We start from the raw sequence: 22,195 nt of genomic DNA, 5'->3' as shown, positions 1-22,195 counted from the left end.
CGAGCTAGTGGTGCTTTCAACACTAGAGGGGAGGAACCTTGCACAGTAACGGATAACCAATCAATCGCTGTTCAAGTGAGGTCTATTAAACGTCAGCGCAGAACCTCGTCCAATGGCTTTTACTGGTTGTTACATTCACGTCTTGCTTGTAACAACTGAACTTGTCGCCCATTTTTTTTCAGCCGGAAATATTGTTGTTTTCACCTTTCCGGCATTTTCTCCTCCCTATCACCGGGATTGCCGCAGGACCTGCGGAAAGTGTTTCCGGTATGTCAAAAAAGCCCGGAAACCCTGCTGCAGCGTGCGTAGCGGGGCGATCACCCTTGTGCTAACTTGATACCACAACATTAAGAAAACCCGGCCCACAAGGCCGAGGTGTTCCCTTTTCCCGACAGCGCGACGGATTTCGAGAGTCTGATTCTGCTGCCGATTCTGCTGCCGGGAGCATGTGCAGGCAAAAACAAGATTTTTGGCACGGAGACCACATGAACGCACCCCTACCCGCCGGGCAACGCCTGCTGCTGGACGATGTATCCCTGGACGACAAATATGCGCTGGAGCGCGGCCGCGTCTTCATGACCGGCATCCAGGCGCTGGTGCGCCTGCCGATGCTGCAGCGGCAATACGATGAACGCGCCGGGCTCAATACTGCCGGCTTCATCACCGGCTATCGCGGCTCGCCCCTGGGCGCGGTCGACCAGACCGCCGAGAAGGCCCGCAAATACCTCGAAGCGAAACAGGTCCGCTTCCACCCTGGCATGAACGAGGACCTGGCGGCCACCAGCGTGTGGGGCACACAGCAGGTCAATCTCTTCAAGGACGCGCAATACGATGGCGTCTTCTCGCTGTGGTACGGCAAGGGACCGGGCGTGGACCGCTGTGGCGACGTGTTCAAGCATGCCAACATGGCCGGCACCTCCAGGCATGGCGGCGTGCTGGTGATCGCCGGCGACGACCATGCCGCCAAGTCCTCCACCGCTGCGCACCAGAGCGAACACATCCTCAAGGCCTGCGGCATCCCGGTGCTCTATCCGTCTTCGGTGCAGGAGTATCTCGACTACGGCCTGCACGGCTGGGCCATGAGCCGCTATACCGGCCTGTGGGTGGCCATGAAGTGCGTGACCGACCTGGTGGAGTCCGGGATGTCGGTGATGATCGATCCCGATCGCGTCAAGATCCAGCTGCCGGAAGACTTCGCACTGCCACCTGATGGCCTCAACATCCGCCAGCCCGACACCGTGCTGGGTCAGGAAGCGCGGATGATCAACTACAAGTGGTACGCCGCGCTGGCCTATGCCCGCGTGAACAAGCTCAACCGCATCATCTGGGATAGCCCGCGTGCGCGCATCGGCATCATCACTGCCGGCAAGTCCTATCTCGATACGCGCCAGGCCCTGGAAGACCTGGGTATCGACGAACAGGTCGCCGCCGACATCGGTATCCGTCTCTACAAGGTCGGCATGACCTGGCCGCTGGAAGCCGAAGGCGTGCGTGAATTCGCCCAGGGACTGGATGAAATCCTGGTGGTGGAAGAGAAGCGCCAGATCCTCGAATACCAGTTGAAGGAAGAGCTCTACAACTGGCGCGACGATGTGCGTCCGCGCGTGGTTGGCAAGTTCGACGACACCGGAGAATGGAGCGGCTCGCAGCGTGAAGGCCATGGCAACTGGCTGCTGCCGGCCACCTACGAACTCAACCCGGCGCAGATCGCGCGCGCCATCGCCACCCGCATCTCGCGCTACTTTGCCGGCCATCCGGTGGAGCAGCGCGTGCGCACCCGCGTGGCCTATCTGGAAGCCAAGGAAGCCGCACTCAACATCAGCAGCAAGCCCGATCCCGACAAGGATCGCACCCCGCATTTCTGTTCAGGTTGCCCGCACAATACTTCCACCAAACTGCCTGATGGCAGCCGTGGCCTGGCCGGTATCGGTTGCCACTACATGGTGACCTGGATGGACCGTGAAACCAATCTCTTCACCCACATGGGCGGGGAGGGTGTGACCTGGGTCGGGCAGGCGCCCTTCACCAGCGAGAAGCACGTGTTCGCCAACCTGGGCGATGGCACCTACTTCCACTCCGGTCTGCTGGCAGTACGGGCCTCGGTCGCCGCCAAGGTCAATATCACCTACAAGATTCTCTATAACGATGCGGTCGCCATGACCGGCGGCCAGGAGTTCGATGGCCCGCTCGATCCGGCCATGATCTCGCGCCAGCTGGCCGCCGAGAACGTGGGGCCGATCATCGTTGTCACCGATGAACCGGACAAGTATCCGGCCGACACCCGCTGGGCCGAGGGCGTCACCATCCGCCATCGCAGCGAACTCGATGCGGTCCAGCGCGAGTTGCGTGAGAAGCCGGGTGTATCGGCCATGATCTACGACCAGACCTGCGCCTCGGAAAAGCGTCGTCGCCGCAAACGCAATGCCTACCCGGACCCGGCCAAGCGCGCCGTCATCAACGAAGCCGTGTGCGAAGGCTGCGGCGATTGCAGCGTGCAGTCGAACTGCCTCTCGGTGGAGCCGCTGGAAACCGAGTTCGGCCGCAAGCGCCAGATCAACCAGTCGTCCTGCAACAAGGATTATTCCTGCGTCAACGGCTTCTGCCCCAGCTTCGTGACGGTGGAAGGCGGGCAGTTGAAGAAGCCCGCCCGTGCCAAGGCCGCCGCCGGCCCGAGCTTGCCGGCGCTGCCGCAGCCCGTGCTGCCGGGACTGGCCCAGCCCTACGGCATCCTGGTCACCGGCGTCGGTGGCACCGGCGTGATCACCATCGGCCAGATCATCGCCATGGCCGCGCACGTGGAGGGGCGTGCCTGCTCGGTGCTGGACATGAGCGGCCTGGCACAGAAGGGCGGTCCGGTGATGTCGCACGTGCGCGTGGCCGAGGATGCGACGCATATCCATTCCACCCGTGTCGGTACCGGCATGGCGGATCTGGTCATCGGTTGCGACGTGATCGTCACGGCGGGCCGCGATGCGTTGTCACGCATGGGAGAGGGGCGTACCCATGCCGCCGTCAATTCCACGCAGATGCCGACGGCAGCCTTCGTGCGCAATCCCGACTGGCAATTCCCCACCGCCTCCAGCGAGGGCGAGATCGCCCAGGCTTGCGGGCGCGACAACCTGTCGCTGGTCGATGCCGGCCGGATCGCTACCGCCCTGATGGGGGATGCCATCGCGACCAATATGTTCATGCTGGGCTATGCCTGGCAAAAGGGCTGGGTCCCCTTGTCGGAGGCGGCCCTGCTGCGCGCCATCGAGCTCAATGCCCTGCAGGTGGACTTCAACAAGCAGGCCTTCGCCTGGGGGCGGGTGGCGGCGCATGACGTCGAGTTCGTCCTCAATGCCGCCGGTCGTAACGGCACGAGTGCGCAAGTGATCGATTTCAAGCGCACGCCATCGCTGGATGAATTGGTGGAGCGTCGCGTGGCCTTCCTGACCGATTACCAGAACGCCGCCTATGCCCGCAGCTATCGTGATTTCGTCGAGCAGGTGCGCCAGCGTGAGAGTGCGCTGGGCGAGGCCGGTCGCGGCCTCAAGCTGAGCCGGGCAGTGGCGAACTACCTCTTCAAGCTGATGGCCTACAAGGATGAATACGAGGTCGCGCGCCTGCACAGCGATCCGGCCTTCCGCGCCAAGATCGCCGGCATGTTCGAGGGCGACTACAAGCTGCGCTTCCACCTGGCGCCGCCGCTGCTGGCCCGCCGCGACGAAAAGGGCCACCTGCGCAAGCAGGCCTTCGGCAGCTGGATGATGCCGGCCTTTGGCGTGCTGGCCCGCTTGCGCTTCCTGCGCGGCACGGCCTTCGATCCCTTCGGCTATACCGGGGAACGCAGGCAGGAGCGCGCCCTGATCGGCGCCTATCGCGACACCATGACGCGCCTTTTGTCACGACTGACACCGGCCAATCTGGAGCAGGTCATTGCCGTGGCCCGCGTCCCAGAAGGGATCCGGGGCTATGGGCATGTCAAGGAGCGTCACTTGCAGGATGCAAAACTGAAGGAAGCTGCATTGCTGGCTCAACTGGGCCAGGGGCCGTCGCAAGCACCGCAATCACCGCAGGATGGAGGAAAACAGGCGGCCTGAGTGGCACCTGTGGAGTGAACTGCGCGTGTGGAGGGAGCGCGTCAGGCCAGGCGGCCGCCGCTGACGCGTTCGATGCCGGCCAGGTCGCGCCAGCTTTGCACGTCCGTAAAGCCGGTACCGGCCAGCAGGGCGCGCACTGCGGCGGCCTGGTCGTAGCCGTGTTCCATCAGCAGCCAGCCTCCCGCTAGCAGGTGCGCCGGGGCGCCATCGATGATGGTGCGCAGGTCGGAGAGGCCATCGCCGTGGTCGGTGAGGGCATCCACCGGTTCGAAGCGCAGGTCGCCTTGCGACAGATGGACGTCACCCTCGACGATGTAGGGCGGGTTGGAGGCGATCACGGCAAAACGCTGGTCCTTGGCCAGGGCGCCGTACCAGTCGCTCTCCAGCAGGGTCACGCGGGCCTGGTGGGCGGCGGCGTTCTCGCGTGCGATGGCCAATGCTGCCGCGCTGGCGTCGAGCGCCGTGACCACCGCATCGGGGCGGCTATGGGCGATGGAGACAGCAATCGCGCCCGACCCGGTGCCCATGTCCAGCAAGGCGCCGCCGGTGGGCAGGCGCTCCATGGCCAGCTCCACCAGCAGTTCGGTATCCGGGCGCGGGATCAGCACGTCCGGCGTCACCCGGAAATCCAGTCCATAGAACTCGCGCAGGCCCACGATGTAGGCGATCGGCTCGCCCCGCAGACGGCGTGCGAAGAGGGCCTTGAGCGCATCGGACTCGGCCTGGTCCAGGCGCCGTTCCGATTGCGTGATCAGTTGCACCCGTGTCAGGCGCAGGGCGTGGCAGAGCAGGATGCGGTTTTCCAGCGGGTCCAGCGGCGCCGTCTTCAATACGGTGGCCAGCGTGCAGCCGGCGTAGCTGGACAGCGGTTCCATCATTTCCAGATGGTGGTGCGCGGCGCGCGCTTGAAGGCCTGGACCGCCAGCACCACGGCCAGCACGCCGAACCAGATCAGCGACCAGGTCGGGATCTGCAGTCCGAATACCGGCGGCCACGGGGCCGAGCAGAAACCGTCAGCGGTGAACATCTGCGGCAGCAGCTTGGCGGTGGGCAGCTGGTTCAGGGCCGTTTCCAGCGGATCGGTGGTGCAGGAGACGCCAGGATGCGCCTTCACATACAGATGCCAGATCGCCGTGCCGGCGCCGCCCAGCGCGGCCAGCAGGCCCAGTGCCGAGCTACCGCGACGCGCCCCGGCCGGCAGGCCGGCGCCGATCAGCGCAAAGATGCCCACCAGCACGAACATGTAGCGCTGGATCACGCACAGCGGGCAGGGCTGCATTTCCTCGACGATCTGCAGATACATGGCAAAGCCCAGCAGGCCGGCGCACACCAGCGCCACCAGCAGGAAAACCGGTTTGGATGATTTCATGGTTGTTGTTCGAAATTGTCTTGGTTGGTGGGATTCTCATGGCTGCGGCAATCCGGCCATGACGCGATTGTAGAGACATCCCGGGGACCCTGCACTCTGTTCCCCCGAACAGGCCGCATGGTCAGCCTGAGACCGGTGCAGGAAAACCTGGTTCCGTGACAGCTCAGTCATCCCCCAGCTGCGCCAGCAGTTCGGCCTGGTGTTCGGTGATGAGCGCATTGGTCAGTTCGTCCAGGTCGCCATCCATGATGAAGTCCAGCTTGTAGAGCGTGAGATTGATGCGGTGGTCGGTCATGCGCCCCTGCGGGAAATTGTAGGTGCGGATGCGCTCGCTGCGGTCGCCCGAGCCGATCAGGGACTTGCGGGTGGCCGCCTCCTTGGACTGCTGTTCCCGCAGTTGCACGTCCTTGATGCGTGCGGCCAGCACCTTCATGGCCTGGGCCTTGTTCTTGTGCTGGCTGCGGTCGTCCTGGCACTCCACCACGATGCCGGTGGGCAGGTGGGTGATACGCACGGCCGAATCGGTCTTGTTGATGTGCTGGCCGCCGGCGCCGGAGGCGCGGTAGGTATCGATGCGGATATCGGCCGGGTTGATGTCCACATCCTCGACCTCGTCGGCCTCGGGCATCACCGCCACCGTGCAGGCCGACGTGTGGATGCGGCCCTGGGTTTCGGTGGCCGGCACGCGCTGCACGCGGTGGCCGCCCGATTCGAACTTCAGGCGCGAATAGGCGCCGAAGCCGACGATGCGGGCAATCACTTCCTTGTAGCCGCCCAGTTCCGATTCGGAGGACGAGACGATCTCCACCTGCCAGCGTTGTCGTTCGGCATAACGCGTGTACATGCGCAGTAGGTCGCCGGCAAACAGGGCCGATTCATCGCCACCGGTGCCGGCGCGGATTTCCAGGAAGATGTTGCGTTCGTCATTGGGGTCGCGCGGCAGCAGCATCTTCTGCAGGTCCAGTTCCAGCGCCTCCATGCGTGCCTTGGCGCCATCGATCTCTTCCTGGGCGAAGGCCTTCATGTCAGGATCCGACAGCAGTTCCTGGGCGGTGCGGATGTCGTCACCGGCTTGCACGTAGTCGTGATACAGCGCCACCAGCGGCCCCAGTTCGGCGTGTTCGCGGGTCATCTTGCGGAAGTTGTCCATGTTGGCGGTGGCATCTTCCTGGGCCAGCAGGCTGTTGAGCTCTTCCAGCCGTTCGGCAAGCTGGTCGAGTTTGGCGAGCATCGATGGTTTCATGGGTGTCGAATCCGGTAACGTAAAACAGGGGAAGAAGGAGATATCGGCGGCCCGGGAAAGGCAGCACGATCAGCCGTCTGCATCAGGCAAGGACGCAGGCGGCGGGAGAGGGGAACGCTAACGCTTGGCGCGGAACAGTTGCGGCAGCAGCGAAGCCAGCTGGCTGCGCTGTTCGCCCTGGGCGTGGTGCAGGGCCTGTTGCGGGCCGTGCAGGAACTTGGCGGCCAAGCCCTTGGAGAGGGCTTCCAGGACGGCTTCCACGTCGTCGCCCTTGGCCAGCATGCGACGGGCGCGATCCAGTTCGGCCAGGCGCAGGGCCTCACCGGTTTCCTGCAGGTCCTGGATCAGCGGCACCATGGCGCGGCTGTCGATCCAGTGCATGAAGGACTGCACACGGGTCTCGATGATGGCCTCGGCCTGCGCCACCGCTGCCTGGCGGTTTTCGACACCGCTTTGCACGACCGAAGCCAGGTCGTCCACGGTGTAGAGGAAGACGTCATCCAGGCGGCCGACTTCGGCTTCGATGTCGCGCGGCACGGCCAGGTCGACCATGAAGATGGGTTTGTGGCGGCGCGCCTTGACGGCCCGTTCCACCAGCCCCAGGCCGATGATGGGCAGTTGCGAGGCGGTACAGGACACCACGATGTCGAAACTGGCCAGCTGCGCCGGCAGGTCGGCCAGGCGGATGGCACGGCCGTTGAAGCGGTGGGCCAGGGTTTCGCCGCGCTCCATGGTGCGGTTGGCCACCGTCAGGGTCTTGGGATTCTGCGCGGCGAAGTGGGTGGCGCACAGTTCGATCATCTCGCCGGCGCCGATGAAGAGCACGTTCTGGCCCGAGATGGAATCGAAGATGCGCTGCGACAGCCGCACGGCCGCTGCCGCCATCGACACGCTATGGGCGCCGATCTCGGTGGTGGTACGCACTTCCTTGGCCACCGCGAAGGTGCGCTGGAACAGCTGGTGCAGGTAGGTGCCAAGCCCGCCGGCGGCGTCGGCCTGGCGCACCGCATCCTTCATCTGGCCCAGGATCTGCGGCTCGCCCAGGACCATCGAATCCAGGCCGGAAGCGACGCGGAAGGCGTGGCGCACGGCATTGTCCTGCGGCAGCGAATATAGATAGGGGCGCAGGTCGGCGTAGGGAATGTGATGGTAGTCAGCCAGGAACTGCGCGGTGCGGTCGATGGCGAACTCCACCCCGTCGCGCCCGGCCGCCGCCGCGGCATACAGCTCGGTGCGGTTGCAGGTGGAGAGGATGGCCGCTTCACCACTGGCGATGATCTTGTCATTGCCGCCAAACCAGGCACGCGCGGACGACACCGCCTGACCGATCTGGTCAGCGGGGAAGGCCACTTTCTCGCGCAGCGAGACAGGCGCGGTAGTGTGGTTGAGTCCGACAGCGAGCAAGTGCATGGAGTGCGCGGCAGCAGTGCCGATGAGCTGGGATGGTGCGATCTATGAGTCCCGAAACAGACAATTTCGAACAGTTTCGGGCCCGGTTTTGGGAATAATTATACTCTTCGGGCCATTTCGGGTTGGGACGGTCCCCGATAATCGGTATATGTCTGTGACATGGATCAGGTTTGGCGTGCACTGGGAACGACAAAAACAACAGCCCGCCGGCCGGCCCCGGCGGCTATTCCAGCCGTTCCAGCTGATAACCGTAGCCATAGACGGTCGCCAGCTGGTAGCCATTGGCCGGTTGCAGCCCCAGCTTGGTCCGGATGCGCGAGACATGGGTATCGATGGTGCGGGTCGGGGTCTCCGGCTCGGCGCCCCAGATGCGCTCCTGCAGGAAGGCACGCGACAGCGGGCGCCCCAGGTGCTGCATGAACAGCAGCGCCAGTTCGGCCTCCTTGCGGGTCAGCGTGGCATCCAGATGTGGCAGCCCTGGATGGGTCACCCGCAGGCGCGCCAGGTCGACCATGAAGCCGCCGGCCTCGACGATGCTGGGCGGCGCCTCGTAAGGCTGCGCTGCCAGCAGCAGCAGGTCCAGGCGCAAAGCCAGTTCCTGGCGCCGCACCGGCTTGACCAGGAAATCGTCGGCACCGGCCAGCAGCAGGCTGCGCAGCCAGGCCTGGTGCGCCGGTGTGCACAACAGCAGCAATACCGGCCTGGCCTTGGCGGCCGCCGGCGGGCGATGGCGTTGCACCAGGGTCGTGATCGCCTGGAGATGCCGTTGCACGTCATCCAGGTCCAGCACCACCAGCTGCGCGCCATCGTCGCAGGCCGCGGCAAAGCCATCGGCGCCACGATAGACGGTGGCGTCGTGACGTTCGGCCAGTTGCGTCACCAGCGTGACGGTATCGGCGTCGGAAGAGATGATCCCGATCTTCATGGCATCAGGCTGGACAAGGGCAGGTTATCGACAAGGAGACTCAGATAGACGAAAGGGCAGCCAGGGCTGCCCTTGCATCGGTGGCGACCGTCGCGTCAGGCCGCCGGGACGTCGCTGTCGGGCAGCACCACGTTCACGTCCAGCACTTCCAGGTTGCCCTGGCGGTCCAGCGAGATCTTGATGTCGTCGGCATTGACCTTGGTGTACTTGGAGATGACCTCGATCAGTTCCTTGTGCAGGGCCGGCAGGAAGTCCGGACCCTGACGGCCGTTGGAGCGCTCGCGGGCGATGATGATCTGCAGCCGCTCCTTCGCCGCCACCGCGCTCTTGGGCTTGCTGGGGAACAGGAAAGAAAGCAGGGACATGTCACTTACCTCCGAAGATGCGCTGCAGCAGACCCGGCTTTTCGTAGGTGGTGAAACGCAGTTCGACGGTCTCGCCGAGGAAGCGCGACACCACGTCCTGGTAGGCCTGGGCGACGTCGGAATCCTTCATGTGGATCGCCGGGGAGCCCTGGTTGGAGGCCTGCAGCACGGTTTCCGACTCGGGAATGATGCCGATCAGGGGAATGCGCAGGATTTCCTGCACGTCGGTATAGGACAGCATCTCGCCGTCTTCCACGCGCTTGGGCGAATAGCGGGTGATCAGCAGATGCTCCTTGACCGGCTCGCCGCCGGCCGAGGCACGACGCGACTTGGCCTGGATGATGCCCAGGATGCGGTCCGAGTCGCGCACCGACGACACTTCCGGGTTGGACACCACGATGGCCTCGTCGGCGAAGGTCAGTGCCATCACCGCGCCATGCTCGATGCCGGCCGGCGAATCGCAGATGATGTATTCGAAGTCCATCTTCGACAGGTCGCCCAGCACGCGCTCCACGCCTTCTTCGGTCAGGGCGTCCTTGTCGCGGGTCTGCGAGGCCGGCAGGATGAACAGGTTGTCGCAGTGCTTGTCCTTGATCAGGGCCTGGTTCAGCGTGGCTTCCTTGTTGATCACGTTGATCAGGTCGTAGACCACGCGGCGTTCGCAGCCCATGATCAGGTCCAGGTTGCGCAGACCGACGTCGAAGTCGATCACGGCCGTCTTGTGGCCACGCATGGCCAGGCCCGATGCGAAACTGGCGCTGGACGTCGTTTTGCCGACGCCGCCCTTACCCGAAGTCACAACGATGATTTTTGCCACGAAAAACTCCTTAAGAAGAACAGTACGCCGGTGGGGGCCGGCCCGATTATTCGTTTAGATGATGATGGTCACCGGAGGCTCACGACGCCGACATCGGCAGCACGTCGATGCGTTCGCCCTGCAGGCGCACCTGCACCTGCTTGCCCGCGAGCTCCGGCGCGTGACCGTTCTCGAAGGTTCGATAGACTCCGGCAATGGAAACCAGTTCCGCTTCCAGTGAAGCGGCGAAGATGCGCGCCTCGGTATTGCCCGACGCACCGGCCAGCGCCCGGCCGCGCAAGGGCGCGTAGACGTGGATGCAGCCGTCGGCGATCAGTTCGGCACCGTTGTTGACCGCAGCCAGCACCACCAGGTCGGCGCCACGCGCATAGATGCGCTGGCCGGCACGCACCGGAGTATCGACCACCACGGTACGGGCCTGGGGGGCGGCGGGCGCTTCAGGCGCGGCAGCCGGTGCGGGGGAGGCGGGTGCCGGTGCCGCAGCGACAGGCGCGGGAGCCGGTGCGGGTGCAGCCACGGCTTCCTGGGCGGCCTCCTGGGCGCGGGCATTGGCCGCGCCGGCGCCGGACACCGCCGAGGTATCGATGGCCAGTCCGTGGCCGACGATGCCGGGGTGCAATTGCTCGGGCGCGTTGCGCACCGCCACCGTGTTCAGGCGGAAGCGCTTGAACAGCGCCACCACGGCGCTCCAGTCGATGCCGGCAGCCGCCTCGGCGTCCAGGGAGCCGATATCGAGGACCGCGAACTCGTCTTCGAAGAAGTCGGCCACACCACCGGTCATTTCCTTCAAGGCGGATTCCAGCGAAGTCGGATCAGTTTCATGCAGGATTGCCGAAATGGCAACCACAGTGGAAATTTTGATTTCGATCGGTTTGCGGGCTTTTTGCATAAATCCTGTAGTTCAATGCGGCAGAAAGTGAAGGAAAAAGCCAGCTTTCCGCCCGGGCTGGCTGTGCATTATACAGGCAGGATGCGGCTGCGATAGCGGTGGATCGCGGCTTTCAGCGGATATCCGCCGCACCGCCCGCAAGCCGAAATCGGGCATCAAAAAATTGTATGGAGGCAATATATAGACGAGACGCGTCCTCTGTGGAATGCCGATTTGCCAAAAAAAAGCCGCCGACACCTCGCGGTGCCAGCGGCCTTTCATGCTCACCCCCGGTACGGGCGCCGTGACTGCGCCCGTACCACGGTAATACCGTAACAATCAGCCCGGAACCTTGCCGTCCACGCCTTCGACGTAGAACTTGATGCCATGCAGGAAGCCGTCATCGGCCACGGCGTCCTTGCCCAGCACTTCCTTGCCGGCGTTGTCCTTGATCGGACCCTTCCAGATCGGCGCGGAGCCATCGACGATGCCCTTCTTGCGCTCTTCCACCAGGGTCTTCACGTCAGCCGGCAGTTCCGGATTGAAGGCGGCCAGGTCGATGCCGTTTTCCTTCAGGCCGATCCAGCTGGTGCTGCTCTTCCACGAGCCATCCAGCACTGCCTGTACGCGGGCGGTGTAGTACACGCCCCAGTTGATCATCGAGGCGGCCAGGTGGGCCTTGGGGCCGAAGCTGGTCATGTCGCTGTCCCAACCGAAGGCATAGACGCCCTTTTCCTGCGCGGTCTGGACCACGGCGGCGGAGTCGGTGTTCTGCATCAGCACGTCCACGCCCTGGCCGATCAGGGTGGTCGCGGCTTCACGTTCCTTGCCCGGATCGAACCACTTGTTCACCCAGACCACGGCAGTGGTCGCCTTGGGGTTCACCGAACGCGCACCCAGGGTGAAGGAATCGATATTGCGGATCACTTCGGGGATAGGCACCGAAGCCACCACGCCCAGCTTGCCGGACTTGCTCATCTTGCCCGCGACCACGCCGGCCAGGTAGGCACCTTCATAGGTACGCACGTCGTATTGCGCCAGGTTGTCGGCGGTCTTGAAGCCGGTGGCGTGTTCGAACTTGACGTCCGGGAATTCCTTGGCGACCTTCAGCATGGCTTCCATGTAGCCGAAGGTGGTGCCGAAGATCAGCTTGTTGCCATCGGTGGCCAGCTGGCGGAACACGCGCTCGGCGTCGGCTGCGGATTCAGGAATGTTTTCCACGAAGGTGGTCTTGACCTTGTCGCCGAACTTTTCCTCGACGGCCTTGCGACCCTTGTCGTGGGCGAAGGTCCAGCCGGCATCGCCCACCGGGCCGATGTAGACGAAGGCTACCTTCAGCGGATCGGCGGCGGGAGCGGCGGCGGCCGGCGCAGCAGCGGGCGCGGCGGCAGCGGGTTCTTCCTTCTTGCCGCAACCGATCAGGGTTGCGGCCGCCAGGGTGGCGAGCATCGTCAAGGATGCCCTGCGCGAAATCTTCATTGTGTTCTCCCTCAAGGTCAGTGGATAAATACAGGTGCTGCTACAAAAACGGAACGGAACGAAAGCAAAAAACGAACGCCGCAAAGACCATCGGCGCCGATCAGGACGCCCCCGGGCGGAAGGGCTTGCCCAGCGAGGCCGGCATGTTCAGGCGGATCCAGTCGGGGTTGCGCGAGATCAGCGCCAGCACCACGATGGTGGCCAGGTAGGGTGCCATCGACAGGATCTGCGACGGCACCGTCACGCCCATGCCCTGCAGGTAGAACTGGGCGATGGTGACGCCGCCGAACAGCAGTGAACCCAGCAGCACCCGTGCCGGGCGCCAGGTGGCGAACGCGGTCAGGGCCAGCGCGATCCAGCCGCGTCCGGCCACCAGGCCCTCCACCCACATCGGGGTATAGACCAGCGACATATAGGCCCCGGCCAGTCCGCAGCAGGCACCGCCGAACAGCAGCGCCAGATAGCGGATGCCGCGTACCGAATAGCCCAGCGCATGGGCCGACTCCGGCGACTCGCCCACCGCGCGTAGCACCAGGCCGGCGCGCGTGCGATACAGGAACCAGATGCTGGCCAGGCACAGCGCCAGCGCCACGTAGCTCATCCAGTGCTGGTGGAACAGCGCCTTGCCCAGGAAGGGAATGTCTGCCAGCAGGGGAATCGAATTGGGTTGGGCCGGCAGCGCCAGTCCGACGAAGCGCTGGCCGACGAAGGCCGACAACCCCGCGCCGAAGATCGACAGCGCCAGGCCGGTGGCCACCTGGTTGGTGGCCAGGCGCAGCGCCAGCCAGGCGAACAGCGTAGCCATCAGCATGCCGCACACGGCGCCGGCCATGAAGCCCAGCAGCGGGCTCTTGGTGGCGTAGCCGACAGCGAAACCGGCGATGGCCGCCACCAGCATCATGCCCTCGGCGCCCAGGTTGAGCACGCCGGAGCGTTCATTGATCAACAGTCCGATGGCCGCCAGCAGCAAGGGTGTGCCGGCATTGATGGAGGCTGCGATGAGAGGAGCGAGTTGTTCCATGTCCTGTCCTGATTCCTTAGACTTTCTTTTTCCACGCCAGGCGGTAATCGATCAAGGTATCGCAGGCCAGCAGCAGGAACAGCAGCATGCCCTGGAAGACCCCGGTGATGGCCGATGGCAGGCCCAGACGCGACTGCGCCAGCTCGCCGCCCAGATACAGCAGCGACATGATCAGCCCGCCCAGAATCGCGCCGATCGGATGCAGGCGGCCGATGAAGGCCACGATGATGGCCGCGAAGCCATAGCCCGGCGATACCGACGGCAGCAACTGGCCGATCGGCCCGGCGATCTCGAACGCCCCGGCCAGGCCGGCGAAGGCCCCCGAGATCAGGAGCGACACCCACAGCGCCGAGCGTGCCGAGAAGCCCGCGTAGCGCGCCGCATGCGGCGCCACCCCGCCCACCATCAGCGAAAAGCCGCGCAGGCTGCGCATCATGAAGATCGCCATCAGCACCGCCAGCACGATGGTCACCGCAAAGCCCACGTGCAGGCGTGTGCCGGAGAGCAGCATGGGCAGCATGAACTCGCTGGAGAACACTTTCGATTGCGGGAAATTCATGCCATTGGGGTCCTTCAGCGGACCATTGACGGCCCACATCAGCAACAGCTGCGCCACATAGGTCAGCATCAGCGACACCAGGATTTCATTGGCATTGAACTGGTCGCGCAGGTAGGCCGTCACCGCCGCCCACAGCGCCCCGCCGACCACGCCGGCCAGGATCATGAGCACCAGACCCATGCCGCCGGAGATACCATGTCCCGGCACATCCAGCCAGACCAGCATGGCGCCCGAGCACAGCGCGCCGACCGTGAACTGACCCTCTGCACCGATGTTCCAGATGCTGGCGCGGAAGCACACCGCCAGTCCCAGCGCACACAGGATCAGCGGTATCGATTTGAGCAACAGTTCGCTGATGGCGCGCTTGCTACTGAAGGGATCGACCAGGAACACCTTCAACCCGGCCAGCGGGTCCTTGCCCAGCGCCAGGAACAGCAGCGCGCCCAGCAGTAGCGTGGCGACGATGGCGATCACCGGCGAGAGGTAGGTCATCGTCTTCGACGGTGCGCCACGCAGCTCCAGGCGCAGCGGGAAACTCATGCGCTCAGCCATGACCCACCTCCGTGGCGGCGGGGGCATCCCACAGGCCGCTCATCCACACGCCGACCTGCTCGCGGGTGGCTTGCTCAATGGGAATGGTGGGCGACAGCCGACCCTTGGCGATGACGTGCAGGCGATCACATAACGCGAACAATTCGTCAAGTTCTTCCGAGATCACCAGCACCGCACACCCTTCCTGTTTCAGTTTCAAGATTTCGCCGTGGATCTGTGCCGCCGCGCCGACGTCCACGCCCCAGGTCGGCTGTGCCACCACGAAGACGGCGGGCTTGCGCTCCATCTCGCGGCCGACGATGAATTTCTGCAGATTGCCGCCCGAGAGGCTCTTGGCCGGCGCATCGGGGCCTGCCGCCTTGACCTTGAAGCGTTCGATGATGGAGGCTGCGGCACGCCGCGTGAAGGCGAAATCGATCATGCCGCGCTTCACGTAAGGCGCCTTCTGGTGTGACAGCAGCATGTTGGCCGTCAGCGAGAGCGTGGGGACGGCACCGCGTCCCAGGCGTTCTTCCGGCACCAGGCCGAGGCCGGCGGCGCGACGCGGGTTGGGCGACAGATCACCGACCGCCTTGCCGCCCAGCATGATCATGTTGGGCGCGGCGCGCTGGTCCTCGCCCGACAGCGCCGCCAGCAATTCCTGCTGGCCATTGCCGGACACCCCGGCGATGCCGACGATCTCGCCAGCCCGCACTTCGCACTCGATGTCCTTCAGTTCGGTGGCGAACAGGTGGGCCTTGGGCAGCGACAGGCGATTGACGTGCAGCTTGCGCTCATTGCGCTGCGAATCGGGATTGCGCTCGCGCTGCAGGCGCACCAGTTCGTCGCCGATCATCATGCGCGACAGGCTGGCGCTGCTTTCATTGCGCGGATCGCAGTTGCCGGTCACGCGACCGCCGCGCATCACCGTGGCGCTATGGCACAGGGCGCGGATTTCGTCGAGCTTGTGGCTGATGTACAGGATGCTGCAACCCTCGTCGGCCAGGCGACGCAGGGTGACGAAGAGCTTTTCCACCGCCTGCGGGGTCAGCACCGAGGTCGGCTCGTCCAGGATCAGCAGTTGCGGCTCGGTCAGCAGGGCGCGCACGATTTCCACGCGCTGGCGCTCGCCCACCGACAGGGTGTGCACATGACGTTGCGGTTCCAGTTCCAGGCCGTATTTCTCGCCGGTACGGGTGATGCGCTCGGCCAGTTCCTTCAGGTCGGTCTTGGCATCCAGGCCCAGGGCGATGTTCTCGGTGACCGTCAAGGTATCGAACAGCGAGAAATGCTGGAACACCATGGCGATGCCCAGCTTGCGCGCCACCTGCGGATTGGCGATCTGCACGGTCTCGCCGTTCCAGCGGAGTTCGCCGGCATCGGGCTTGACCGCGCCAAAGATGATCTTCATCAAGGTGGACTTGCCCGCGCCGTTCTCTCCGAGCACGGCGTGGATCTCGCCAGGCGCGACCGCCAGGCTGACATCGTCGTTGGCCAGCACGCCCGGATAGGACTTGCGCACGTGGCTGATTTCAAGACGGAGTGGAACTGCGCTCACGTGATTTCCCTGTGGTTTCGTATCGTTGTTGCTTCGATGGTCGCGGGCAGCCCCTCTGCCCCGGTTTCTTCAACTGCCTGCTGCGGCCTACCGTGCCGGTAGCGAGCAGCCGGCGCGCCCGCGCGACATCATAGACAAATTGGGCCGCGCCGCATACCGCTTTCGCCGTGTTGGCTCCGGCGCTGTGGCGCAAAGCCCGATTTGTTTCATTTTCCGCGATGCGCCCAGCCGGTGGTGCGCCGTTCGATGATCGCAAACAGTTCGTACATCGCCATGGCCATGGCGCCGATCACCACCAGCCCGGCAAAGGCCAGCGGCATCTTCATCGACGACCCGGCCGATACCAGCAGATAGCCGATGCCCTGGTTGGACGCATTCATCTCGGACACCGTGGAACCCACGAAGGCCAGCGTGATGGCCACCTTCAGCGAGGCGAAGAAGTAGGGCATCGAGCGCGGCAGGCCCACTTTGAGCAGGATATCCATGCGGCGCGCGCCCAGCACGCGCAACACGTCCTCCAGTTCGGGCTCCAGCGTGGCCAGCCCGGTGGCGATGTTGACCATGATGGGGAAGAAGGAAATCAGGAAGGCCGTCAGGATCGCCGGCCCCGCCCCGATTCCGAACCAGACCACCAGCACCGGCACGAAGGCCGCCTTGGGCAGGGCATTGAAGGCCGTCATCAGGGGATAGGCGGCGGCATACAGCATGGGCGAGGAGCCGATCACGAAGCCCAGCGTCACCCCCACGAACACCGCAATGGCAAAGCCCACCATGGTGACCCAGAAGGTCGAGAGCGCATGCTCGGTGATCGGCCCGGCATAGTCCACCATGGCCTGCAGGATGGAGGCCGGACTGGGGAAGATGAAGTCCGAGACCTGCCAGACACTGCAGATGAACTGCCAGATGCCGAGGATGACGATCAGCAGGAACCACGGCGCGAGCGTGGTGGCGGCGCGGTTGAGCTTGCCGTTGAACGGTGTTTTCATGTTGGGTCCTTGGCCGGTCGATCAGGGTCAGGTATTGCGCACATGGCCGATGTGCTCGCGCAGTTCATGCACCAGCGCGTTGAAGCCGTCGGTATAGGTGGTTTCCAGGTCGCAGGGACGCGGCAGCGGGTTTTCGCGGCGCACCACGATGCGCCCCGGGCGCTTGCTCATCACGTAGATGGTGTCGGCCAGGAAGGCGGCTTCGCGCAGGTCATGCGTGACCAGGATGACGTTGAAGCGGCGCTCGGCCCACAGGTCGCGCAGCACGCACCACAGTTCCTCGCGGGTGAAGGCGTCGAGCGCGCCGAAGGGCTCGTCCAGCAACAGCATCTTGGGTTCGTGGATCAGCGCCCGGCAGATCGAGGCGCGTTGCTGCATGCCGCCCGACAGTTGCCAGGGAAACTTGTCGGCGTAGCCCTCCAGGCCTACGGTCTTCAACAATTTCAGGGCGCGCTCGGTATATTCGGCCTTCTTCTGCTTGAAATCGCGCCGGTAGGGCTCGACGATCTCCAGCGGCAACAGCACGTTGTCCAGCGTAGTGCGCCACGGCAACAGGGTCGGCGCCTGGAAGGCCATGCCCACGAACTTCAGCGGCCCGGTCACTGGCTGACCATCGATGACGACGCTGCCGCGATTGGCTTGCTTGAGGCCCGTGGCCAGTTTCATGAAGGTCGACTTGCCGCAGCCGGAGGGGCCGACGATGGCGATGAATTCGCCCGCGCGGGTCTGCAGGTCGATGTCTTCCACTGCAAAATCGGTGGCGCCATCATAGGCCAGGTAGACGTGGCGGAAATCGACGAAGGGTTCGCTCATGGAAACGGTCTGCCAAGGATGCGGCCTTGATCCTGACTGGCCCGTTGTGGCCAGCCAGGGTCGTGGCCGGAAAAAATATAAATGATTTACTTCGGGAACACGTCCAGCTCGGCCTTGGAGGGCAGGAAGCTGGCATTCCAGATCTTGTCGGCATTGACCCGCGTCTTGGTGCCGTAGGCATCCGAGACCTGCGAGGCCATCAGCGTCAGGCGCGGGCCATAGACCTGGCCATAGCCTTCCGACTTGGCATGCGGCGTGGCGATGGCGCTGGCAATGGCCAGCTTCAGGCGACGCAGTTCGAGTTTTTCGTCGATCAGGCCGTCGCGCTCCTTGAGCACCTTGATGGCGGCGTCCGGATTGGCCATCACGTCACGGCTGGCCTTGGCGAAGGCGCGCAGGAAGCCCTTGATGGCTTCCGGCTTCTGCTTGACCATGGCGTCGGAGGCGATGATGGCGTTGCCGTACAGACGCACGCCATAGTCCGGATACATCATCACGTTGATGTCTTCATCCTTGATGCCGCGGGCATTGAGGTTCAGCAGGGAGGTGAAGTAGAAACCGGTGATGGCATCCACATCGCCGCGGGCCAGCATGGTTTCACGCAGCGGCGGGTCCATGCTGGTCCACTGGGTCTTGGTGGCGTCCAGGCCGTTGGCCTTGGCAAAGATGGGATAGGCACGGCGACCGGCGTCGAATACCGGTGACCCCAGCTTCTTGCCGACCAGGTCGGCCGGTTTCTTGATGCCGGATTTCTTGAGCGAGAAGATCGCTGCCGGCGTGTCGTTGTAGACCATCATCACGCCCACCGGCTTGCCCGGCGCATCCGGGTTGTTGGCGGTGAATTCCATCAGCGCGGCCATGTCGGCAAAGCCCATGTCATAGGTGCCCGAGGCCACGCGGTTGACCGCATTGCCCGAGCCATTGCCGGCGTCGATGGTGACATCCAGTTTTTCCTGGGCGAAGTAACCCTTGGACTTGGCCACCAGGAACAGGGCCGACGGACCCTCGAAACGCCAGTCGAGCTGGAACTTGATCCTGGTTTCCTGGGCGGCCGCGAGGGTGCAGCTGGCGCCCAGCAGCAGGCTGATGCCGAATTTGAAGAACTTGCTGGAATGCACGGTGGACTTCCCTTCCTGGTTCGTTTGAATGGCAGATTCCCACCGGTTAAAAGCATTTAATGTGCCAAGCGCCGTCCGGCCCCGTTGAGCACCCTCACGCTCCCCGCGGCTCGCGGCCGCAAGCGCAATCCGGTCGGCAAGCCGGTCAGCAAGCCGCTGGGCAATGATCGACAGCGCCTGGATTTTTTGTCGACAATCAAAAAATCCATTTGCGACAATTTGGTGCTTGTCTGCACCTTCATAGATAAAAATGCACTAAAAAAAATGCGATGACAGGGCTGGAAGGCTTATCGGCTGCGCCTTTGCCTGTTCCCTGTCGGTTGCGGGCAGAGCGGTTTGATTGTTGACAATCGAAGTGGCGGACCCGGGGTGTCGCCTGCAGGCCCTTGGGATTCGGCCCGGACTCGGCTAGGATTGCGCCCCTGCGCGGGCCGATGCCTGTCCTTTCGGGGGAAAGCGACTCGTGTTTTTGACCACCGCAGACAAGTCAACCGAAGCCCTCGGAAGGGCTGGCACGGGCTTTGCGTAATGGCTGCCGTCGGTGCGGGTGTCGGCAGTGCTGTCAGCAATTTGCCAGGCCTTATTTGACAGGTAAGCACAGCGGAATGGCCGGTTTCATCCGGTGGCGGGGAGAGTGCAGGACGCCACGGGTGAACACGGAGATCCGGTCCAACAGCATTTTTTACAGTAGCAATACAGGGAGAAACTTATGAACAAGGGTATCAAGGGGAAGTACTGGATGATGGCGGCCGTGGTCGCCTCGGCAGCCGGCAGCATGTCGGCGCAGGCCGCCGACTGGGCTGACAACTCGATTGGCTATCGCTACGGCACCCGCTTCGCCGAGCCGTACAACTCGCAGGACATCACCAAGAACATCGTCAACTTCCAGCACGCCAGTGGCTACAAATACGGTACCAACTTCCTCAACGTCGACCTGCTGATGTCCGACAGCAAGGATGACAATGCGCAGGAAGCCTACATCACCTATCGTCATACCCTCGATTTCAGCAAGATCAGCGGCAAGAACCTGGCCTTCGGCCCGGCACGCAGCGTGGGCCTGACCCTGGGCTTCGACTGGAACACCAAGAACGACAACAGCTATGCCTCCAAGAAGCGCATGCTGGTGATCGGTCCGACCCTGATGATGGATGTGCCTGGCTTCCTCAACGTGAGCGTGCTGGCACTGTTCGAAAGTAACCAGCCCAAGGGCATCAGCAGCCGCTATACCTACGATACCCACCCGATGCTGAACCTGGCCTGGGGTATCCCGCTGGGTTCGACTGGCCTGGCCTTCGAAGGCTACATGAACTATATCGCCGCCAAGGGCAAGAACGAGTTCGGCGGTTCCACCGGTCCCGAAGTCAACTTCGACGGCCAGATCATGTATGACGTCGGCACCCCGCTGGGCATGGGCAAGAACACCTTCCGCGTCGGTCTGGAATACCAGTACTGGCGCAACAAGTTCGGCAACCCGTCCAACGTCCCGGGCTCGCTGGCCAAGACCCCGATGGTGCGCGCCGAGTACCACTTCTAAGCGGTCCGGTCGCTGCCGATGCTGGCAGTATCATGGCGATGCCGGATCATTCGATCCGGCATTTTTTGTTGGCGCGCCGCCTGCGTGGCGCGAGCCGGAATTGGCTACACTGTCGGTCCCCGGGTGCATGGATGGCGCGCCCGGATCGGCGGGGCGGCAATCCCGGAAATGGATCACCCCCGGGTCGTGAGGGGAATGATCGGCGGTACTTGAGAGCGGAACATCATGGAAGCATATCTACTCGACTGGCTGAACCTGCTGCTGCGCTGGCTGCACGTGATCACGGCCATTGCCTGGATCGGTTCATCCTTCTATTTCGTCTGGCTGGACAACAGCCTGGTGGCACCCACCGATCCCGAGCTGAAGGAAAAAGGCGTCGGTGGCGAACTGTGGGCGGTCCACGGTGGCGGCTTCTACAATCCGCAGAAATATCTGCTGGCGCCCAAGGCCTTGCCTGAGCATCTGCACTGGTTCTACTGGGAGTCCTACAGTACCTGGCTGTCGGGCTTTGCCCTGTTTTCACTGCTGTACCTGTTCAATGCCAACGTGTTCCTGGTGGACCGCAACGTGTTCGACATGTCGGCCTCGATGGCTGGCGGCACCGCCATCGCCTTCCTGCTCTTCAACTGGCTGATCTACGACGCCATCTGCAGCACCATCGGCGACCGTCCCGGTGCGGACCGGCTGGTCAACCTGCTGGTGGGCCTGCAGGTGATCGTCTCGGTGTGGGCGGCCTGCCATCTGTTCTCGGGACGGGCAGCCTTCCTCATCAGCGGTGCCTCGCTGGCCACCATCATGAGTGCCAATGTGCTGATGTGGATCATCCCGGGCCAGCGCAAGATGGTGGCGTCGATGCGCGCCGGGCAGGCGCCCGACCCCATCCACGGCAAGCGCGGCAAGCAGCGCAGCGTGCACAACACCTACTTCACCCTGCCGGTGTTGTTCGCGATGCTCTCCAATCACTACAGCATGACCTACAGCGCGCCACATAACTGGCTGGTGCTGCTGTTCATCATGGCCGCCGGCGCCCTGATCCGGCAGTTCTTCGTGTTGCGCCACAAGGGTGTCTACAACTGGTGGTATCCCGGAGCCGCCGTGGTGCTGCTGCTGGCGGTGATCATCTGGATGAGCCCGGCGATGCAGGCCAGGCCGGCTGCCCCGGCCGCTGCTGCCACGCTTGCCGAGGCTGCTGGCGCCGCGGCATCGCCAGCGCCATCGCCATCGGCTGGCGGGTTTGCCCAGGTGCAGCAGGTGATACAGGCGCGCTGCATCCAGTGCCATGCGGCCAAGCCGACGCTGATGCCGGTGCCGGGCAAGGGCGTGCTGCTGGATAGCCCCGACAACATCGCCCAGCATGCACAGCAGATCTATCAACAGGCCGTGGTGCAGAAGTCCATGCCACTGGGGAACATGACCCACATCACCGATGACGAGCGGGCGGTGATCGGAAAGTGGTTCGAGAGCGGCGCCTCCATCAAGTAGAAATGCCGCCAGCAGAAGCTGGCGGCATCGGTCCT

The 22,195-nt window shown here is 63.8% G+C and carries 19 protein-coding genes; 4 read left to right on the top strand and 15 right to left on the bottom strand.

Annotated features, from left to right (window positions below; genetic code table 11):
- Positions 1 to 485 precede the first annotated feature (485 nt).
- Positions 486 to 4,082 (top strand): indolepyruvate ferredoxin oxidoreductase family protein, encoded by a 3,597-nt coding sequence (locus HWE04_RS00735; RefSeq protein ID WP_241811217.1) that lies wholly within the window; start codon positions 486 to 488, stop codon positions 4,080 to 4,082.
- A 41-nt stretch (positions 4,083 to 4,123) separates the two neighbouring features.
- On the opposite strand, the gene prmC is transcribed toward HWE04_RS00735, so the two are convergent.
- From prmC to HWE04_RS00660, 15 genes are all read right to left on the bottom strand, one after another.
- Entirely contained in the window at positions 4,124 to 4,957 is an 834-nt protein-coding gene (prmC, locus tag HWE04_RS00730) for a peptide chain release factor N(5)-glutamine methyltransferase (RefSeq protein ID WP_241811531.1), read from the bottom strand.
- Entirely contained in the window at positions 4,957 to 5,451 is a 495-nt protein-coding gene (locus tag HWE04_RS00725) for a disulfide bond formation protein B (RefSeq protein ID WP_241811216.1), read from the bottom strand. Before HWE04_RS00725 ends, prmC begins: the two co-directional genes overlap by 1 nt.
- Before the next feature lie 163 nt (positions 5,452 to 5,614).
- On the bottom strand, positions 5,615 to 6,694 hold the full coding sequence (gene prfA / locus HWE04_RS00720) for a peptide chain release factor 1 (RefSeq protein ID WP_006465134.1): 1,080 nt from the start codon (positions 6,692 to 6,694) through the stop codon (positions 5,615 to 5,617).
- Between the two features lie 117 nt (positions 6,695 to 6,811).
- Positions 6,812 to 8,104: a glutamyl-tRNA reductase gene (hemA, locus tag HWE04_RS00715; protein WP_241811215.1), complete on the bottom strand. Its 1,293-nt coding sequence runs from the start codon at positions 8,102 to 8,104 to the stop codon at positions 6,812 to 6,814.
- Between the two features lie 223 nt (positions 8,105 to 8,327).
- Positions 8,328 to 9,029, bottom strand: coding sequence for a response regulator transcription factor (locus HWE04_RS00710; protein WP_006465132.1), 702 nt, complete (start codon positions 9,027 to 9,029; stop codon positions 8,328 to 8,330).
- A 95-nt stretch (positions 9,030 to 9,124) separates the two neighbouring features.
- Complete coding sequence (gene minE, locus HWE04_RS00705) at positions 9,125 to 9,394, bottom strand: cell division topological specificity factor MinE (RefSeq protein WP_006465131.1); 270 nt, start codon at positions 9,392 to 9,394, stop codon at positions 9,125 to 9,127.
- Between the two features lies 1 nt (position 9,395).
- On the bottom strand, positions 9,396 to 10,211 hold the full coding sequence (gene minD / locus HWE04_RS00700) for a septum site-determining protein MinD (protein ID WP_006465130.1): 816 nt from the start codon (positions 10,209 to 10,211) through the stop codon (positions 9,396 to 9,398).
- A 79-nt stretch (positions 10,212 to 10,290) separates the two neighbouring features.
- Positions 10,291 to 11,100, bottom strand: a complete 810-nt coding sequence (gene minC / locus HWE04_RS00695; RefSeq protein WP_241811214.1) for a septum site-determining protein MinC — start codon at positions 11,098 to 11,100, stop codon at positions 10,291 to 10,293.
- Between the two features lie 318 nt (positions 11,101 to 11,418).
- On the bottom strand, positions 11,419 to 12,558 hold the full coding sequence (locus HWE04_RS00690) for a BMP family ABC transporter substrate-binding protein (RefSeq protein WP_077236178.1): 1,140 nt from the start codon (positions 12,556 to 12,558) through the stop codon (positions 11,419 to 11,421).
- Between the two features lie 100 nt (positions 12,559 to 12,658).
- The gene (locus tag HWE04_RS00685; protein WP_077236177.1) at positions 12,659 to 13,579 is read right to left on the bottom strand and encodes an ABC transporter permease; all 921 of its coding nucleotides are present in this window, start codon (positions 13,577 to 13,579) and stop codon (positions 12,659 to 12,661) included.
- 16 nt (positions 13,580 to 13,595) lie between these two features.
- The gene (locus HWE04_RS00680; RefSeq protein ID WP_241811213.1) at positions 13,596 to 14,690 is read right to left on the bottom strand and encodes an ABC transporter permease; all 1,095 of its coding nucleotides are present in this window, start codon (positions 14,688 to 14,690) and stop codon (positions 13,596 to 13,598) included.
- Positions 14,683 to 16,227, bottom strand: a complete 1,545-nt coding sequence (locus tag HWE04_RS00675; protein ID WP_241811212.1) for an ABC transporter ATP-binding protein — start codon at positions 16,225 to 16,227, stop codon at positions 14,683 to 14,685. The genes HWE04_RS00680 and HWE04_RS00675 overlap by 8 nt, the downstream gene beginning before the upstream one ends.
- Positions 16,228 to 16,433: 206 nt before the next feature.
- Positions 16,434 to 17,213: an ABC transporter permease gene (locus HWE04_RS00670; RefSeq protein ID WP_241811211.1), complete on the bottom strand. Its 780-nt coding sequence runs from the start codon at positions 17,211 to 17,213 to the stop codon at positions 16,434 to 16,436.
- A gap of 27 nt (positions 17,214 to 17,240) precedes the next feature.
- A complete protein-coding gene (locus HWE04_RS00665) occupies positions 17,241 to 18,026 on the bottom strand; it encodes an ABC transporter ATP-binding protein (protein ID WP_006461419.1) in 786 nt (261 codons plus the stop codon).
- An 86-nt stretch (positions 18,027 to 18,112) separates the two neighbouring features.
- Complete coding sequence (locus HWE04_RS00660) at positions 18,113 to 19,144, bottom strand: ABC transporter substrate-binding protein (protein WP_006461420.1); 1,032 nt, start codon at positions 19,142 to 19,144, stop codon at positions 18,113 to 18,115.
- Between the two features lie 84 nt (positions 19,145 to 19,228).
- Here HWE04_RS00660 and HWE04_RS00655 point away from each other — a divergent pair, with 84 nt between their 5' ends.
- From HWE04_RS00655 to HWE04_RS00645, 3 genes are all read left to right on the top strand, one after another.
- Entirely contained in the window at positions 19,229 to 19,417 is a 189-nt protein-coding gene (locus tag HWE04_RS00655) for a hypothetical protein (protein WP_241811210.1), read from the top strand.
- Positions 19,418 to 19,853: 436 nt separating this feature from the next.
- Positions 19,854 to 20,678, top strand: a complete 825-nt coding sequence (locus HWE04_RS00650) for a hypothetical protein (protein ID WP_006461421.1) — start codon at positions 19,854 to 19,856, stop codon at positions 20,676 to 20,678.
- Positions 20,679 to 20,903: 225 nt separating this feature from the next.
- Positions 20,904 to 22,160, top strand: a complete 1,257-nt coding sequence (locus HWE04_RS00645) for a urate hydroxylase PuuD (RefSeq protein WP_241811209.1) — start codon at positions 20,904 to 20,906, stop codon at positions 22,158 to 22,160.
- Positions 22,161 to 22,195 lie beyond the last annotated feature (35 nt).

This window comes from Herbaspirillum sp. C7C2 (genome assembly GCF_022627865.1).
In the GTDB taxonomy this organism is placed as follows: domain Bacteria; phylum Pseudomonadota; class Gammaproteobacteria; order Burkholderiales; family Burkholderiaceae_D; genus Herbaspirillum; species Herbaspirillum frisingense.
Note: the sequence above shows the minus strand (reverse complement) of the source record. Positions and strands in the feature narration are given on the sequence as shown.

Coding starts and splice junctions, on each gene's coding strand:
- HWE04_RS00735 (WP_241811217.1), top strand. CDS start 486: ATGAACGCACCCCTACCCGCCGGGCAACGCCTGCTGCTGGACGATGTA.
- prmC (WP_241811531.1), bottom strand. CDS start 4,957: ATGGAACCGCTGTCCAGCTACGCCGGCTGCACGCTGGCCACCGTATTG.
- HWE04_RS00725 (WP_241811216.1), bottom strand. CDS start 5,451: ATGAAATCATCCAAACCGGTTTTCCTGCTGGTGGCGCTGGTGTGCGCC.
- prfA (WP_006465134.1), bottom strand. CDS start 6,694: ATGAAACCATCGATGCTCGCCAAACTCGACCAGCTTGCCGAACGGCTG.
- hemA (WP_241811215.1), bottom strand. CDS start 8,104: ATGCACTTGCTCGCTGTCGGACTCAACCACACTACCGCGCCTGTCTCG.
- HWE04_RS00710 (WP_006465132.1), bottom strand. CDS start 9,029: ATGAAGATCGGGATCATCTCTTCCGACGCCGATACCGTCACGCTGGTG.
- minE (WP_006465131.1), bottom strand. CDS start 9,394: ATGTCCCTGCTTTCTTTCCTGTTCCCCAGCAAGCCCAAGAGCGCGGTG.
- minC (WP_241811214.1), bottom strand. CDS start 11,100: ATGCAAAAAGCCCGCAAACCGATCGAAATCAAAATTTCCACTGTGGTT.
- HWE04_RS00690 (WP_077236178.1), bottom strand. CDS start 12,558: ATGAAGATTTCGCGCAGGGCATCCTTGACGATGCTCGCCACCCTGGCG.
- HWE04_RS00685 (WP_077236177.1), bottom strand. CDS start 13,579: ATGGAACAACTCGCTCCTCTCATCGCAGCCTCCATCAATGCCGGCACA.
- HWE04_RS00680 (WP_241811213.1), bottom strand. CDS start 14,690: ATGGCTGAGCGCATGAGTTTCCCGCTGCGCCTGGAGCTGCGTGGCGCA.
- HWE04_RS00670 (WP_241811211.1), bottom strand. CDS start 17,213: ATGAAAACACCGTTCAACGGCAAGCTCAACCGCGCCGCCACCACGCTC.
- HWE04_RS00665 (WP_006461419.1), bottom strand. CDS start 18,026: ATGAGCGAACCCTTCGTCGATTTCCGCCACGTCTACCTGGCCTATGAT.
- HWE04_RS00650 (WP_006461421.1), top strand. CDS start 19,854: ATGAACAAGGGTATCAAGGGGAAGTACTGGATGATGGCGGCCGTGGTC.
- HWE04_RS00645 (WP_241811209.1), top strand. CDS start 20,904: ATGGAAGCATATCTACTCGACTGGCTGAACCTGCTGCTGCGCTGGCTG.